General features: G+C 46.2%; 15 protein-coding genes. 13 read left to right on the top strand and 2 right to left on the bottom strand.

The window, feature by feature from the left end; all coding sequences use genetic code 11:
* Positions 1–18: 18 nt before the first annotated feature.
* From ASD40_RS18125 to pelG, 5 genes are read left to right on the top strand one after another with little or no spacing between them, the layout of a single operon-like run.
* Complete coding sequence (locus tag ASD40_RS18125) at positions 19–1,254, top strand: hypothetical protein (protein ID WP_057304581.1); 1,236 nt, start codon at positions 19–21, stop codon at positions 1,252–1,254.
* The gene (locus ASD40_RS18130) at positions 1,251–2,315 is read left to right on the top strand and encodes a hypothetical protein (protein ID WP_057304582.1); all 1,065 of its coding nucleotides are present in this window, start codon (positions 1,251–1,253) and stop codon (positions 2,313–2,315) included. Before ASD40_RS18125 ends, ASD40_RS18130 begins: the two co-directional genes overlap by 4 nt.
* Entirely contained in the window at positions 2,275–4,119 is a 1,845-nt protein-coding gene (locus ASD40_RS18135; RefSeq protein ID WP_057304583.1) for a DUF2194 domain-containing protein, read from the top strand. The genes ASD40_RS18130 and ASD40_RS18135 overlap by 41 nt, the downstream gene beginning before the upstream one ends.
* Positions 4,116–5,528, top strand: a complete 1,413-nt coding sequence (gene pelF / locus ASD40_RS18140) for a GT4 family glycosyltransferase PelF (RefSeq protein WP_057304584.1) — start codon at positions 4,116–4,118, stop codon at positions 5,526–5,528. Before ASD40_RS18135 ends, pelF begins: the two co-directional genes overlap by 4 nt.
* Positions 5,528–6,985: an exopolysaccharide Pel transporter PelG gene (pelG, locus tag ASD40_RS18145; protein ID WP_057304585.1), complete on the top strand. Its 1,458-nt coding sequence runs from the start codon at positions 5,528–5,530 to the stop codon at positions 6,983–6,985. Before pelF ends, pelG begins: the two co-directional genes overlap by 1 nt.
* Before the next feature lie 79 nt (positions 6,986–7,064).
* Here pelG and ASD40_RS18150 read toward each other — a convergent pair whose 3' ends face one another.
* Positions 7,065–7,922 carry an AraC family transcriptional regulator gene (locus ASD40_RS18150; RefSeq protein ID WP_057304586.1) on the bottom strand — a complete coding sequence of 286 codons (858 nt, stop codon included), beginning with the start codon at positions 7,920–7,922 and terminating at the stop codon, positions 7,065–7,067.
* A 145-nt stretch (positions 7,923–8,067) separates the two neighbouring features.
* Between ASD40_RS18150 and ASD40_RS18155 the strand changes: the two genes are divergently transcribed.
* The 4 genes from ASD40_RS18155 (at position 8,068) to ASD40_RS18170 (ending at position 11,565) form a co-directional block, all read left to right on the top strand.
* Entirely contained in the window at positions 8,068–8,898 is an 831-nt protein-coding gene (locus tag ASD40_RS18155; RefSeq protein WP_057304587.1) for an amidohydrolase family protein, read from the top strand.
* Positions 8,895–9,839, top strand: a complete 945-nt coding sequence (locus tag ASD40_RS18160) for an aldo/keto reductase (protein ID WP_057304588.1) — start codon at positions 8,895–8,897, stop codon at positions 9,837–9,839. Before ASD40_RS18155 ends, ASD40_RS18160 begins: the two co-directional genes overlap by 4 nt.
* Before the next feature lie 21 nt (positions 9,840–9,860).
* Positions 9,861–10,874 (top strand): zinc-binding alcohol dehydrogenase family protein, encoded by a 1,014-nt coding sequence (locus ASD40_RS18165; protein ID WP_057304589.1) that lies wholly within the window; start codon positions 9,861–9,863, stop codon positions 10,872–10,874.
* A 505-nt stretch (positions 10,875–11,379) separates the two neighbouring features.
* A complete protein-coding gene (locus tag ASD40_RS18170) occupies positions 11,380–11,565 on the top strand; it encodes a hypothetical protein (protein ID WP_156390082.1) in 186 nt (61 codons plus the stop codon).
* A 30-nt stretch (positions 11,566–11,595) separates the two neighbouring features.
* On the opposite strand, the gene ASD40_RS18175 is transcribed toward ASD40_RS18170, so the two are convergent.
* Entirely contained in the window at positions 11,596–12,483 is an 888-nt protein-coding gene (locus ASD40_RS18175; RefSeq protein ID WP_057304591.1) for a LysR family transcriptional regulator, read from the bottom strand.
* Positions 12,484–12,598: 115 nt separating this feature from the next.
* Here ASD40_RS18175 and tkt point away from each other — a divergent pair, with 115 nt between their 5' ends.
* The 4 genes from tkt to ASD40_RS18195 all read left to right on the top strand — a co-directional run bounded on the left by tkt (position 12,599) and on the right by ASD40_RS18195 (position 16,423).
* Entirely contained in the window at positions 12,599–14,626 is a 2,028-nt protein-coding gene (tkt, locus tag ASD40_RS18180) for a transketolase (protein ID WP_057304592.1), read from the top strand.
* A gap of 36 nt (positions 14,627–14,662) precedes the next feature.
* On the top strand, positions 14,663–15,319 hold the full coding sequence (fsa, locus tag ASD40_RS18185) for a fructose-6-phosphate aldolase (protein ID WP_047682483.1): 657 nt from the start codon (positions 14,663–14,665) through the stop codon (positions 15,317–15,319).
* Between the two features lie 178 nt (positions 15,320–15,497).
* Positions 15,498–15,821: a 2Fe-2S iron-sulfur cluster-binding protein gene (locus ASD40_RS18190; RefSeq protein ID WP_057304593.1), complete on the top strand. Its 324-nt coding sequence runs from the start codon at positions 15,498–15,500 to the stop codon at positions 15,819–15,821.
* Positions 15,822–15,931: 110 nt separating this feature from the next.
* Positions 15,932–16,423 (top strand): YhcH/YjgK/YiaL family protein, encoded by a 492-nt coding sequence (locus ASD40_RS18195; protein ID WP_057304594.1) that lies wholly within the window; start codon positions 15,932–15,934, stop codon positions 16,421–16,423.
* Positions 16,424–16,888 lie beyond the last annotated feature (465 nt).

Here is a 16,888-nt window from a genome sequence, read left to right on the forward strand (position 1 = left end):
AGTTTGGAGGAAACGTGATTGATTTTTCGACAAAACCGAAGCTGGTTAGCCTGGTGTGAACTGGCTATTTTACTGGCCGTTTTATTTATTATCCATATGGTGTACAACATGGATTGGTTGAATTGGTCACCCAATCCATTTATATTTGTTGTTCTTTACTTTTCGCTCCGCTATGGAACACGTATAGGTGCAGCCTCGGCGGTAGGAGCCAGCTTGCTGCATATTCTAACGTATCTCCAGATTAACGGTGATTTATATGGGTTATTTGATCAATGGGTTCAGGCAAAATGGTTTGTGTGTTATTGGGGGATCGCTTTATTTGTAGGTCACGTTTCCTCCGATTTACGTTTTCGATATGCCATTCTGGCGGATGAATTTGAGGACAATAAACAGCAGCTAGCGAAAATGGATACCAGCTATCATGATCTTCTCTTTGTTAAAAAAGCTTTGGAAACGAAGGTAGTCGGTGCTCAAGAAAGCATGTATACCCTCTATAAAATTGCCAAGGCATTAGATTCCGAAGATTCGGAAATTATTTTCACGGATGCTGTGCGCTTATGCAAAGATTTAATTCAAGCGGGTTCCATTGTCATCTATCGAATGAGTCCAGGCGGTGATGTACTGAGGTTGAAAGTCTATTATGGTGCAGAAGCACATTATCCATCCACCGTATTCCTAGATCAACCATCTTTGTATGCCCTAGTATGTAAGGAGAAAACGGTTCAAATACGACAGGAGGGAGAATCGGCAGCTATTCCCATGCTCGCAGGACCTCTTTTGGATGAGAACAAGCAAATTATAGGCATTATAGGTTTGAACGGGCTTGATTTTGTTGCCTTGAACAAGCATACGATGGATCTGTTCCGACTTATTCTCACTTGGATGGGTGAGAGCTGCGTGAAAGCGTTCCAGAAGGAACAGAAGTTGAATGAGCAGCGTTATTTCCCCAATACCCGCGTAATGAAGCCGGATTATTTCTACGCCAAATTGAATGAAGAAACGATACGCGCAACCGATTTTGCCCAAAAATTCCTACTGCTGCAGATTCCAATCGAATTTAGCGAAATGGAAGAGACTGATGCGCTGATAGAAATCAATGGCTTGACACAGCAGATGCTGCGTGATGAAGATGCGATAGCCTACGATTCATTCCGCGGAGAGCTGTTGTTTTTGCTTCCCGCCACGTCACCAGAGCTGGCATCACGTATTGAAGACAGGATAAGGGATCGTTTCAATAGGGGGGCTTTGGAATGAGAGTCTCTCGGAATGTCCGGCATTTTGATGTTTCTCCTCACGCATGGATTGCCGTGGCAGTCAGTCTACTATTTGCAGTGTTAGATGGACTGCAGATCATTGGGCTTTCTTTTCATTGGACAAGCATGCTGCTTCATCTCGTCCTTGTGCTCATTTATAATAGGCTGCTCCATATGATCTCCTTCAGAGTCGAAGATCGGCTAAGTGCCGGGTGGGTGCAAACCATCATCCTTTTCTTTCCTGGCGTTGGATTTCTGATAGGATCATTTGTTTTTATAGGATTGTTGCTTTTTCGCTTTCGGCACGACTTTTACGAAGAATATGAGAACTACGTCTATTATTCTCCGCAATCGATGGAAAGCTATAATATTAATGTAGAAGCGGAATCGAACCGGTTGCCATTCCGGGAAATCCTGATGTCAGGCGAACCTGTGGCCAAGAAGGAGGCTTTATTTTCTCTCCTCCAATATGAAGGTAATAATAAAGTGCAGTTGTTTAACGAAGCCCTGCGCAATGAGGATCCCGAAGTGGTTCATTATGCAGCGACTAGTTTGAACTATTTAAATGAGCAATATATACGAAATATCAAGAAATGGACCTTACTTCTGCAGCAGGACGAAAAAAGCTGGGAGACATGGAAAGAATTATTAGAAACCTACCGACTATACTTGGGGAGCCACTTATTGACCGAAGAACTCGCTATGGAAGTTAGACAGACGTTCAAACAATGGATAGGACGGGGACTTATTCAATTTCCTGATGAGCCCCGATTTATCGCAGAGCTATGCAATCTGGCACGAATGGAAAAGGATTACCAGACGTCCATCCGCCTTGCTGGGCAGCTTTCCCATGTAGGAGATTATCGTTATATGATTTATTTAACTCAAGCAGAAAAAATGTATGCAGAAGGAAAACTAAACGAACTTAGTCTATTGGCACAGCAATGGTTGGACAACAGCGTTGAGGTTCCAGACGAGCATCTGCCTGCGATCCAATTTTGGAAGGAGCTGAAGGAACAAGGTGTCCCGCAAGCTGATCATCTTTACATGCGTTATCGTTAGTGTGCTGCTGCTCGGTGTCGGGCTGCAAACCATACGCACCGTCGACTTGTTTCCTTTATCTTCAGCAAGAAATATATACCAAGAGGCGCAGTTTCCAGTGAAGAGCTCGGCACAATCCTCCGTAGCAGGTGATAAACTCAGTCTGTATATGTATACAAATCCAAAAGATTCAGAAGGCAATAAGGTCAAAGTCAACCTACAGACAGCACTGGGGCTTGCCAAATTGCAGGCGGATTCTATAACCGCCGACGAATTGAGGACAATTAAACCAAGCCCGTGGACTGTCATTCTACTCACTGGCGAAGATATAAGCGAACTGGATCAGACTGTTATTCAGTCCTATTTGAATGAAGGCGGTCGGCTTCTTGCCTATACGCGTTTCTATGCTCCAGAATGGAATGACATGCTGGGGATAGAAAGTAATAACGGATTCATTGAAAGAACGATACATGGCATAGAAGTCAACCAAACTGTATTTCCCGGCTATCCTAATCTTCCAGCAAGCAATGCGCTATTTTCAAACAGTATGTTGGATATTAAGCTTAAGCCGCAGGTTAACATTTATTTATCGGCCGAAGGAACGCCTATGCTCTGGAAAAATAACTATGGGCAGGGAAGCGTCGTGTTCTGGAACTCAACCAGCAGTATCCAGAAGGTAGGTCGAGGGCTTATGGTTCAATCCATTGGTCTGGCTCTAGACAGCCTGGTAACTTCACAAGTGGCAGTACGAAGTCTGAATATTGACGATTTCCCGTCCCCCGTTCCGCTTGTTGTTAATCCGCTAATTCGTCAGGAGTACGGACTGAGCACACCTGCATTTTATGAACGGATTTGGTGGGCGGATATGGCACGTTTCGCTAAGCTCTATGGGTGGAAGTATACGGGCCTCATGATTGGGAATTATCAGAATCAGACGAGTTCGCCTCTCCCAACACTTCTCGGGAACTATCCGAAGATCATGCCGTATTTTGGCAGTAAGCTGCTGGGTCTAGGTGGAGAGATTGGTCTGCATGGCTATAATCATCAATCTCTGGTCACTCCAGAGGAGCCAATTAACAGTAATCTCGGCTATGTTCCTTGGTCTGATAAAGCATCCATGGTCGAAAGTCTTCAGCGTATGGTAGAGCTCGCGAACACCTTGTTTCCCGGGCATGAGTTGAAGACATATGTGCCACCGTCCAATGTGCTGAACAAGACGGGGAAGGCAGCGATCGCTGAAGCAGTACCCTCCATTGATATCATTGCTTCCCTTTATTATGCGGGGGAGGAAGAGGGCTTTCTGGAGCAGGAATTTGGGGTGGACAGTGAATTTCCGCAATTCACGAATTTCCCCCGTATTTCATCCGGTTACTGGCTGGACGACAGTACGAAGTTTTACGTCAATGATGTTATTGCTAATTTTGGTTTGGTGAATCACTTTGTACATCCGGACGATGCGCTCGATATCAAACGTTCCTCAGGAAAAGGCTGGAAGTTTTTGAGTGAGCAATTCGAAGCATGGATGGCATCACTCAATAAAAGCTATGCGTATCTTCAACCTTTAACGGTTAGGGACGCGGTGAAGAAGCTAAGTATCTACTCGGCCGGAAAGGTCGACGTTCATTACAGTAAAGACGTAATTACAATTACGACCAAGGATGAATTGGTCCCCATGCATTACACCGTCCGTGTGCCAAAAAACCGAACACCAGAGATTTCCAAGGAAGCCGGCGTACTGACACGTATGGAACATACGGATGGACTGTGGCATTTGGAGGCTCATCAACCTACTGTGACCCTACAATTGAAGGAAATGAAGCCATGAAAATCGCATTGATAGTGGAAGGAAGTTACCCTTACGTGTCAGGCGGGGTAGCGAATTGGATTCAGATGTTGGTCTCGGCCATGCCAGAGCATGAATTTGAAATCATCGCGATTTCTTCATCTCGTAAAGAGGCCTCAAGCTATAAGTACAAGCTTCCGCCCAATATTTCAGGCATTCATGATGTTTTCATGATGGATTACCTGAGTCTAGAGGAGGGTAAGCCTCCACGATTGACCAAGAAAGAGGCTGCATCCTGTCTGGAGTGGTTTGCTTTTCAAAAAAATTCCGAGCAATCTATTCCCTGCATTGCTGATCCTATAAGGCTGGGAAACCCGATTTCCTTTATGAAGAGTGAAATATTTTGGGATTTCCTGGTTGCATCCTATGAGCAAGAAATGCCGAATCATTCGTTTAATAGCTATTTCTGGACGTGGAGATCCATGTACCTCCCCGCCATTTATTTGCTGCAGCAATCCTATCCGATAGCCGATGTATATCATGCTGTTTCAACCGGATATGCTGGCTTGATCGCGACCTATCTGCGATTGAAGCACAAGAAGCCATTCCTGCTTACGGAGCATGGCGTTTACGCACGTGAAAGGGAAGAAGAGATTTTGAAATCAGTGTGGGTAGATCCTCCCTTCAAAAAAAGATGGATTGCCTATTTCTACCATATGTCTCAAGGCGCTTATCACACGGCTGACCGAACCATTTCTCTATATAAAGGTACGCATCAAATTCAGCTTGAGCTCGGACTTCAGGCTGAGAAAGCAATGATTATCCCCAATGGCATTGATTATCACAGATTGTCAGTGCTTCCAAGACATCTAGGTACCTCCGGTGGAGGGATCGTCTTCGGCGCCTTAGTGCGTCTCGTACCCATTAAGGATATTAAGACGATGCTCTATGCTGTTCGGCTTGCCAGCCATGACATCCCTGACATCCGTCTTTGGATTATGGGGCCTACGGATGAAGATCCTGATTACTATCAAGAATGCGTTGCCTTAACCCGCAATCTCCATTTGGAGGAGATTGTTACTTTTATGGGAAAGGTAGCCATTGACGAATATTTACCCAAGATTGATGCGCTCATACTGAGCTCGATTAGTGAAGGTCAGCCCCTCGCCGTTCTGGAAGGAATGGCCGCAGGAATACCATGGATCTGTACGGAGGTAGGCAGCTGCCGCGAGCTGCTGGAGGGGAAGGATGAGCACGATGTCGGAATAGCCGGCTATGTCGTTCCTCCTGTTAATCCAAAAGCCATGTCTGAGGCTATGGTGAAAATGTATTCACTCCCGGATGAGCGAGCCTATATGGGACAAGTTGGACGTAATCGTGTGGAAGCCTATTATCAGATTGATCATTTTATTGATGCTTATCGGCAGTTATATGATGAGGTGGTTACCTAATGGCGGGAATCGGATTTACCCTACAGAAGTTGTTCCGCGATGACTATCTTACACTTAGAGTTAGGGCTTATACCTACGCTTCTTTCATTGCTGCTGGTCCATGGATGCTATCTGTCGGCAGTATTGCTTTGATTAACTTTATTCTTGTTCAATTCGGTCATGTAGATGATGCTCAGCGTCAATTGTTTATTGTTACGGTATCGTATTGTTTCATTTTCTCCCAAATACTTTCCGGAGGCTGGCAGCTAAGTGTTACAAGGTATTTGGCCGATCATTTCTTTCAAAATCGTCTAGAGGTCGTCACACCGACCTATGTGGGTATAAGCAGGATCATACTCGGTATTTCGCTCATTGTTACTGTGTTTTTTTATTGGTCGTCCCCATTATCCATGGTTTATAAAGTGACGAGCGTTTTATTGTTTTTTATGATTGGACAAATTTGGCTGGCCATGGTCTTTTTAACCGCGGCTAAGGATTATAAGATTATTTCATATTCGTTTTTGGCGGGTGGACTGGTCTCGATTATCGGTGTTAATGTTATGCTGAGGTACCCGATTGCTTTCGAGCAACATGAGCAGGCAACCAACATTTTAATTGGTTTTAGCTGTGGTATTCTACTTACCATGAGCATGCTGGTATTTGTGCTGCTGCGCTCGTTTCCGGCTAAAGAAGCGTCTAATCCATATGGTTTTTTACATTATGTTGATAAATATCCTTCACTCCTTTGGATCGGATTTCTGTATAACATGGGCGTCTGGATGCATAACATCATCATTTGGTTAGGACCATCGGGAGTCCGGATTGAAGAGACGTTTATGTATAGCCCTATCTATGATACCCCAGTCTTTCTAGCAAATCTGACGATCATTCCGTCACTCGTTCTGTTCATCGTTTCCGTGGAGACGCAATTTTATGATAAATACAAAACGTTTTACGGCTATGTGACCCATGGCGGAACGCTGGAGATGATCACCAAGGCGAAGAAGCGAATGGTCGAGGTACTCTGGCGTGAATTGTATCGTCTGACGAAACTGCAAGGCATTTTGACGTTATTTATCATTTTAATCAGTGATTTGCTCTTAGAAAGGCTTGGCTTACAAGAAATCGTAATCGACATTTTTAAGATGTGTGCGCTAGGAGCACTGATGAATTCCATCATGCTCATTAATATCTTAATCATGCTGTATTTCGAAGATCGTAAAGGGGCAGTCATTACCGGGGGAATCTATTTCACCTTCAATGTGATATTAACTTTCGCACTGATGCCTCTTGGCTTCGATTATTATGGGTTTAGCTACTTTATGGCAGGGCTTGCTGCTTATAGCTGGAGCGGCTTTCGATTGCTGACGTTCTTGAAGCGGATCGAGGTTCATACCTTTATCTCACAAAGTATTATTAATAAGGAAGTACGAGGATTCTTCACCCGATTAAGTGAAAAAGCTTACTGGCGATCCTAAAATTAATAGGTTGCGGCTTAGACTGAAACAACTTCCATAGACATCTATGGAGGTTGTTTTTTTTATTGTTTCCGCATAGCTATCTAGCCGACTTTCTAGCTGCAGCGGGAGTCATTCCCAGTACTCTTTTGAACATGGCATGAAAATGAGGTAAGCTCTCAAAGCCGCACATTTCTGCGATGATGCTAATGTTGAGATCGTTTTCGCTAAGCAGCTGCTTAGCTCGGATAATTCTTTTGGTCATAATATAGGCGGTAATATTCATCCCGATTAACTGCTTAAATACCCGGCTGAAATGGGCAGGTGTGACGGAAGCTTGCTTCGAAAGCGTCTTAAGGCCGATGTCCTCACAGAAATGCTGATCGATATAGAGCAAGATTTCCCTCATCCACATAGGGGGAGCAATGGAATCCCCTGCGTTTGTGCCAGTTCCCAAATCACGATTCAAAAAAAGCAAGAGTTGAAGGAGCTGCAGCAAGATAGCTTGACGGTGCCCCAAATTGGGATGGTTGCATTCATATTGAATAGATTCCAACCACACATCTAGGTGTTGACGCTGCGGGAGTAGCGTTTCAAACTTGTAATTGCGGTGTTCTGCGGCTTGCTCGAAGCAATGCAAATAAGTGAAAGAGTCACCCAAGTGAGGAGCCTGTACGATGCTAGGGCTGAAATAAATCGCTGTGGACGTTACAGGCATCTCTCTATCCGGCGTTGCCCGGTGAATCGTATTGCCAGGGATGAGGAAGAGATCTCCTTGCTTCATTTCATAAAAAGTATGATCGATAAAGAAGGTTCCTTTTCCTCGATACACATACACAATTTCATACCAGTCGTGGAAATGATCAGGAAGCTCGCTTTGCGAGCTCTTTGTATTTTTATAGGCAAATGAAAATGGGAAGGCATCATTCGCATCGAACACTTTACGTACGGGATGCATAAGATTCCTCCTTCAAGATAACTCGTAATCCCATGATATCAAAAAACCGTATAAAGATGCTAGATATCATTATTTCATATGATTTATTTGGTGATACAATAGAAGAAAGCGGTACCAAATATGGATAATGAAGAGGAGATTCTCTATGCGGATCGATGCGCACCAGCATTATTGGAAGTTGGATCGGGGGGACTATGGGTGGCTTACACCGGAGCTGTCGGTATTGTATCGTGATTTTCTGCCGGACGACTTATTGCCTCACCTGCACCAGCACAACTTGGATCAAACCATTGTTGTTCAAGCGGCGCCGACATTAGAAGAAACAGATTATCTATTATCCCTAAGTGAGGAATCAGATACAATTGCCGGTGTAGTAGGTTGGCTCAATCTGAATGATCCTGACTTCCATATCCATTATAAAAGGTTTAGCCAGCATCCCAAATATGTAGGCTTTAGGGTCATGATTCAAGAAATGTCGGATGCGAGTGTAATACTTGAGCCTCATTTTGTAGAAGCGTTACGTTATTTTGCTGAAAAAGACGTACCCGTTGATCTGCTTGTCGTATCTCATCAATTGGAGCCGGTGGTTCAACTTTTGAATCTGGTTCCGGGTTTACGCGCAGTTATTGATCATATGGCTAAGCCGCGAATTGCGGATGGTGTTATTGAACCTTGGAAAAGCCAAATGGCGGCTATTGCGAAGCATCCAAATATATATTGTAAGCTATCAGGTATGGTGACAGAAGCCAATCATACGGAGTGGAAACATGAGGATTTGACTGCGTATATCCAGCATGTGCTAGATGTATTCGGAACGGATCGTGTTTTATTCGGCAGTGATTGGCCGGTTTGTTTGCTAGCAGCCGAGTACGAAGACGTTGTTGATGTGCTTACTCAAGCTTTGCCAGGAAATTGGTCGGAAGCAGATAAAGCACGGCTATTCGGATTAAATGCAAAGGAGTTTTATAAATTATGAAGTATCGTAAATTAGGCAAAACCGGGCTTGACGTCTCCGTGCTGAGCTTTGGGGCATCCTCCCTAGGATCTGTATTCCGTGAAACGAACGAAGAAGAAAGTATTCGCACCGTTCATACCGCGATTGATATGGGCATTAATCTGATTGATGTATCACCATTTTATGGGTTAACCAAGGCAGAAACAGTACTAGGTAAGGCGATAACCCAATTGGAGCGGGATCGTTTCATCCTGACGACGAAGGCAGGGCGGTACGGATCCGAAGATTTCGATTTCTCGAAGCAGCGAATTCTGGAAAGTGTCGATGAGAGCTTACAGCGGCTTCAGACGGATTATATCGATATCTTATATTTACACGATATTGAATTTGTCCCATTCAACGAGATTCTTGAAGGCGCCTATCCTGCGCTGGATGAATTGAAGCAATCAGGCAAGATTCGTTATTTTGGGGTATCCGGTTTACCGTTATCTATTTTTGAAAAGGCGTTGGCTCACAAAGAGTTGGATTCCATCTTGTCGTACTGTCACTATTCTTTGAACGATACTTCCTTACTGGATATAGTTCCGCTTCTGGAACAGCATGGGGTCGGTTTGGTGAATGCATCACCATTGTCGATGGGGCTTCTGAGCACTAGACCGGCAGCGGATTGGCATCCAGCCTCAGGCGAAATTCAGCGTCTATGTAAGCAGGCAGCTGAACACTGTGCAAGTAAGGGAACTGACATTGCCAAGCTGGCTGTGCAGTATGCAACGGCGAATGAACGCATCCCTACGACTTTGGTGAGTACAGCAAACCCGGAAAATATACGCAAGAATATCGAATGGACGGATGAATCTATTGATGTCGAGCTGCTTCATGAGGTTCTGGAGATTTTGAGCCCCATTCATAATAAGTCTTGGATTAGTGGAAGACCAGAATATAACGAGAAGACCTATGTATAATCGGACAGGGGGAAACCAGTTATGAGAGCAATCGTATGTGAACAGATCGAGAAGTTTAAGCTAGTAGAAGTACAGGAGCCTAGTCTAAGTGCAGGTGAAGCTATTGTTCGCATCAAAAGGATTGGCATTTGTGGAACGGATTTGCACGCTTATAAAGGGAATCAGCCATTTTTTAGCTATCCGCGTGTTCTCGGGCATGAACTGGCTGGTTATATTGAACAGATAGGTGAGGGTGTCACAGGACTGCAAGTCGGTGATCAAGTAAGTATCGTCCCTTATATGCACTGTGGGACTTGTATTGCTTGCCGTAACGGCAAGACAAACTGCTGCACAGATATGAAGGTGCTTGGCGTACATATCGACGGGGGTATGAGAGAGCTGATTTCCTTGCCAGTCAGCCATCTCATCAAGACCGATGGGCTGACGCTGGACCAAGCAGCTATGTTAGAGCCGCTCAGCATTGGCGCTCACGCAGTGAGAAGATCCGAACTTCGCACAGGTGAGAACGTGCTCGTGATTGGGGGGGGGCCAATCGGGCTCGGCGTTATGATCCTTGCTAGGCAGCGCGGAGCAAACGTTATTGCGATGGACATTAACGATGAGCGATTGGCCTTTTGCCGTGATTGGGCAGGCATCGACCATACGATTAATGCTTTGCAGCAGCCGAAGGAGCAGCTAGCCGCGCTTACGAACGGCGAATTTCCTACAGTCGTCTTCGATGCGACAGGGAACGCTAGGTCGATGACCGAGTCGTTCGGACTTGTCGCACATGGCGGCAAACTCGTCTATGTCGGACTTGTTAAAGCCGATATCACCTTCCATGATCCCGATTTTCATAAACGGGAGCTGACCTTAATGAGCAGCCGCAATGCGACCATGGAGGATTTCGACACCGTACGTGCCGCCATGCAGGACGGCCTCATCGATATCGAGCGCTATATCACGCACGGCGCTTCATTTGAGGATATGATTGAGCAGTTCGAGACTTGGCTGAAGCCAGAGTCGAAGGTTATTAAGGCGATCGTTCGTTTGTGAAAATGAAGCGCTCAGTTTTGGCTGGGCGCTCCTTTTTTTGCATTCGGATGGGGTTTCCTTGCCAGCCTGCGGCCCCAGCCCGCAGCTCCTAGCCCGCAGCACCCGAGCTGGCAGTACCACCCAGCACCCAGAGCACCCCAGCATTCCAGCCCCGCACAGCTCCCAGCCTACAGCCCCTAGCTAGCCCGCAGCACCCGAGCTGGCAGCACCACCCCAGCACGTAGAGCACCCATCTACCTGCTGTTTTAGGGTGGTCGATCAAGTTCTGGAGCCCGAAAGGGCGCTAAGGTTGAAGGTTTGGATTTTTGTGCCTTTGAGGAGCGAGATAGCGAGCTGAGAGCGCCTTTATGGCGCTCTCGGGCGGTGTTGTGGTTTGTTTTAGTGTTGAGAACGCGGAAAGGCGCTTAAAGTTGAAGGTTTGGAGTTTTTGTGCTTGTTAGGAGTGAAAAAGAGAGTTGAGAGCGCTGAAAAGGCGCTTAAAGCAGTAGGTTTGGAGGTTTTGAGCATGTTAGGAGCCGAAAAGCGGGCTGAGAGCGCCTTTATGGCGCTCTCAGGCGGTGTTGAGGCTTGTTTTAGAGCTGAGAGCGCTGAAAAGGCGCTTAAAGCAGTAGGTTTGGAGGTTTTGAGCATGTTAGGAACCGGAAAGAGAGCTGAGAGCGCACTTTTGGCGTTCTCAGGCGGTGTTTCTTAGGTACCGACTTCAAGTTATTTTAACCTCGGCTCAATCCCCAGGGCTCTCCAGCTCTGCAACGAAAGCAGAGGCTGCGGTTGATAGCGGCATATTTTTCAAAGTGATAATACCGATCTTAGTCGACGGAATGGTTGCGTCAATATTCACCTCAAACAAGCTTCCGTCTGTTAGCTCCTTCGCGACAAATTCTTTAGTTACGAAGGAAACGCCAAAGCCAATCTTAGCGAATTCAATGAGTAAATCCACGCTGCCGAGCTCAATTTCCGGTTCCAGCAGTAAGCCGTTTTCACTGAACAGTCGGGTGACGAATTTCCGTGAAGAGCTATTACTCGAAAATAAGATGATCGGATAGGTTAACAGCTTAGCAAGGGAGACTTTTCCCATTGACAGCTCGCGGTATTTTGGCCCAGTCACAAAGCAATCCTGAATAGTAATGCCTTCTCGCACCTGCAATTGATCATCTAGAATAGGCGTCCTGACAATACCAATATCAATCTTGCCTTCTTTCAGATGCTTCACAATTTCCGGTGTCGTTCCGTGGACTAAGTTAATCTGCACATGCGGATACTGTACGTGAAATGACTCCAAGAAAGGGAGCAGATAGTGTTTGCACAAGGAGTCACTGCCGCCAATTTTTATTTCTCCGCTAGAGAAATTTCGCAGCTCACTTAATTTCTCTTCCGCGAGTGAAATGAAATTGTACGCCTGTTCGATATAGGAAAACAGCACAGCGCCTTCCTTGGTAAGCTCGACGCCTTTGGACGTCCTTGCAAACAGCTGCAGCCCAAGAGTATCCTCCAACAATTTGATCGAGTGAGAGACGCTGGGCTGGGTAATGTACAGCTCTTTTGCTGCTTTAGATAAGCTGCCAGTTTTGGCAGTCAGATAAAATACTTTATAAAGCTCAAAATTCACCATATAGACACCTTCTATAACGAGTATCGAAACTATCAATTATTTGAATGCTTCATCTATCCTTATAATAAAGACTAGATGGAAGTAATACAACCAAATTGATGGAGGCGAATCTCTTTTGAATCAGACAACTGTTGGCATTGAAGAGTTAAGCATCAATACAATTAGAACGCTTACAATCGATGCAGTCGAGAAAGCGGCTATGGGTCATCCAGGCATGCCAATGGGAGCGGCGCCTATGGCGTATGCACTTTGGACACGGCACTTAAAGCACAATCCGACGAATCCCAAATGGGTTGATCGTGATCGATTTGTTCTATCCGCAGGCCACGGTTCGATGCTGCTTTACAGCCTATTGCACTTAAGTGGTTATGATGTAACCCTTGACGACATCAAGGAATTCCGTCAATGGGGAAGTCGCACACCCGGACATCCGGAGTATGGTCATACGGCAGGTGTTGAAGCGACAACGGGACCACTTGGCCAAGGGGTTGCAATGGCTGTTGGTATGGCAATGGCCGAAGCTCATCAGGCATCTGTCTACAATAAACCCAACTTTCCAATCGTTGATCACTTCACGTATGCCATTTGCGGAGATGGCGATTTGATGGAAGGTGTTTCCTCCGAAGCTGCTTCACTGGCAGGTCATTTGAAATTGGGCAAGCTAATCGTACTGTACGATTCAAATGATATTTCGCTCGACGGTGAGTTGAACATGTCGTTCTCTGAAAATATCCGGACGCGTATTGAATCCTATGGTTGGCAATACTTACGTGTGGAAGAGCAAAACAACGTCGAGGCAATTTCCGCCGCGATCGAAGAAGGCAAGGCGGATTTGGGTCGTCCAACCCTGATTGAGATCAAAACAACGATCGGCTTCGGCAGTCCGAACAAAGCCGGCAAAGGCGGCCACGGCGGCACGCATGGCTCGCCGCTCGGCAAAGAAGAGCTGCTGCTGACGAAGCAGGCTCTGGGCTGGCCGCTCGAGCCGGACTTCTACGTCCCGGCCGAGGTTTACAAGCACTTCGCCCAGCACAAGGAACTGGGCGCTCAAGCCCAAACCAGCTGGGAGCAGCTGTGGAACAGCTACCAGGCTGCGCACCCCGAGCTCGCTCAGCAATTCGAGCTCGCGAACCGCGGTGACCTTCCAGCAGACTGGAACGCCGATGTGCCGCGCTTTACCCCAGAGAGCGGCGCTATCTCAACGCGCACAGCTTCGGGCAAAGTGCTTAACGGCTTGGCGAAGCGGGTACCTCAATTAGTAGGCGGCTCCGCCGACCTAGCGAGCTCCAACTTCACCATGATTAACGACGCCGCGGCATTCAGCGCCGCCGATTACAGCGGCCGCAACTTCTGGTTCGGCGTCCGTGAGTTCGCCATGGGCGCAGCACTGAATGGCATGCTGCTGCACGGCGGATTGCGAGCTTTTGGCGGAACATTCCTCGTGTTCAGCGACTACTTGCGCGGCGCAATACGCTTGTCCGCGCTCATGAAGCTCCCTGTTGCGTACGTGTTCACGCATGACAGCATCGCTGTCGGCGAAGACGGTCCGACGCATCAGCCGATTGAACAGATCCCATCCCTGCGGATGATTCCGGATCTGACGCTGTTCCGTCCTGCGGACGCTAATGAAACCGCAGCAGCTTGGGAGTATGTCCTGAGGGCGAAGGAAGGCCCGTTCGTATTCGCGCTTTCGCGTCAGAATTTGCCGGTGCTTCCAGGTACGGATCATCTTGCTTATGCTCATATTCATCAAGGAGCTTATGTCTTATCTGATGTTGACGCATCAGCCACCCCTGATATTCAACTCATCGCAACGGGCTCTGAAGTGAGCTTAGCACTTGACGTGAAGAAGCAGTTGGCGCAAGATGGTATTGGGGCTCGTGTTATTTCCATGCCAAGCCGTGAATTGTTCGAGCAGCAGCCTGAAGACGTGCGCAATGCCATCCTTTTACCACAAGTAAAAGCAAATGTTGTCATTGAGATGGCCTATCCTGCTGGATGGGAAGAGATTACGGGAGGCGATGGCTTCGTTGTTGGCATCCGTAAATTTGGTGCATCAGCGAAGGCAGATCGAGTAATTCGTGAATACGGCTTTACAGCAGATGCAATCGTTCAACAAATCAGACAGAAGTATTTCCAATAAGAGCCCACAAAAAGGGAGAAAAGGTAGGGATACAGGATGAAATTGTTTATCGACACAGCCAATGTAGACGAAATTCGCAAAGCTCACGCGTTAGGTGTTGTAGCGGGAGTAACGACCAACCCTTCACTGATTGCTAAAGAAGGTAGAGACTTCTTCGAAACAGTGAAAGAAATCATCTCCATCGTCGGCGATGTACCGATTAGTGCAGAAGTCGTTTCATTGAAAGCAGATGAAATGGTTGAACAGGGCAAGAAACTTGCTAAGTTAAGCCCAAATGTTGTGATTAAGCTTCCAATGACATTGGATGGACTTCAAGCGACTAGCGTTTTCAGATCACTCGGCATCCCAACGAACGTAACCTTGATCTTCAGCTCGACGCAAGCATTGCTTGCTGCACGCGCAGGAGCAACTTACGTGTCTCCATTCATCGGACGTTTGGATGATATCAACCAAGTGGGTATGAATCTAATTAAAGAAATCAGCCAAATTTTCCAAGTACACGGTATCAAATCCGAAATCATTTCTGCTAGCGTTCGTCACTCCGCTCACGTGATTGAAGCTGCGCTTGCAGGCTCACATATCGCTACGGTGCCTTACAAAGTTATTGAATCTATGAGCAAGCACCCGCTGACAGATGCGGGGATCGAGAAGTTTTTGGCAGATTGGGAAGGCGCAAAGCAAGAAAAGTTTTAAACTTTAGTTATAAAGCAGCCAAGTAACGTTCACACTGTTCGGGGATAATTAACCGTCAATGGTGTGAACTTTTTTTCATATTTGTCACGATATCATGTTATTTTTTAACGGATTAGCTTAGCTTCGTGTTTGGTATGACACCAATTAGGCAACAAAGGTTAAAAAGGAGGAGTTTGTGATGCCGACGATTCAAGTTGAAGGAAAAGGTGCATTCGAGGTTGAAGAAGGGAAAAAGCTCGTTCTGTCCCTCATGGACCAAGGAGTAGACATTCTGCACCGCTGTGGGGGTAACGCCAGATGTGCAACCTGCCGTGTTGAAATCATTGAGGGGGATGCTGGTCCCATTAATGAGATAGAGACTGCGATCCGAGAGACCAAAGGAATCACAGAAGACAATATCCGCTTATCCTGCCAAATTCATGTACATGCAGAGCTCACGGTTAAACCGTTAATGACTGCATCTGAAACAGGTATGGATCCTGGCCCTCGTCCTGCGGATTAATCTCATAATTTTCAAGACTCGCTTTGTAAAAAAACGGGTCTTTTTTCTTTTCATAGGCTATAGTAAATGTAGCATTTTATTCCGTTTATCCAAAAGGAGTCATGTATCGAATGATTATTAGTGACGTGAAGCATTTTGAAAAAGAACGCCATCTGTGGCCCCCGGCGGTTGGGCGGGGTATCGATTACATTTTGAATCGCAATTTAGGTGAAGCGGAAGCGGGCAGATATGACCTGGAGGGTGATAACGGCCATTTGATGTTCGCCAATGTGCAGGAGGTCGTGACCCGACCATCTGAGGAGCAAATACCTGAATCCCATGTGATATACACGGATATTCAGTTTCTAGTCAGCGGAGAGGAAAAGCTTTGTTTTTACAAGCTGCATCCAGACGCCAAAGTGGTCGATAATAAGTTCGACTCGCATGATATCTCCTTTTATGAATCGGACTCTTCACAGCAAGAAACGGGAATTCTTCTGAAGCCCGGCATGTTTGCGGTTTGCTTCCCTTCGGATATTCATCGTCCGAACTGCTCTATTACGGAGGAGACGACGAACAAGAAGATTGTTATTAAAATACATAAAGATCTCTTGCAGCTTTAGTCAATCAGTTCAACTGAACTTTCCTAGCCTCTCATAAGCTTGGAAAGTTTTTTTAGTAAGATAATTTATATGGTTTGGGTGACCGAGAGGTTCCCCTATATTACAGGTGATATAAGGCCTGATATCTGCGCTGGGTGCAACCTGTAACGATGATTTTCATCGTTGCAGTGTCTCAGCCGTGGCTGTCACGCGCTGGAACGATGATTTTCATCGTTGCAGATGTAAAGAGTGCTGGTTCCTGCACTGCGTGCGACTTGTAACGATGTTTTATATCGTTACAGTGTCTCAGCCGAGGCTATCGCGCGCTGGAACGATGATTTTCATCGTTGCAGATGAAAACAGCGCTGGAACCTGCGCCGCGTGCAATCTGTAACGATGTTTTACACACTACAAATGCATCAAACCTAACATGAAAATATTGTTAGAATAATTTCCTATATAAGGAATAATATGATGTATTTTCGT

Origin of the sequence: Paenibacillus sp. Root444D2, assembly GCF_001426375.1 — a bacterium.
Lineage (GTDB): Bacteria > Bacillota > Bacilli > Paenibacillales > NBRC-103111 > Paenibacillus_E.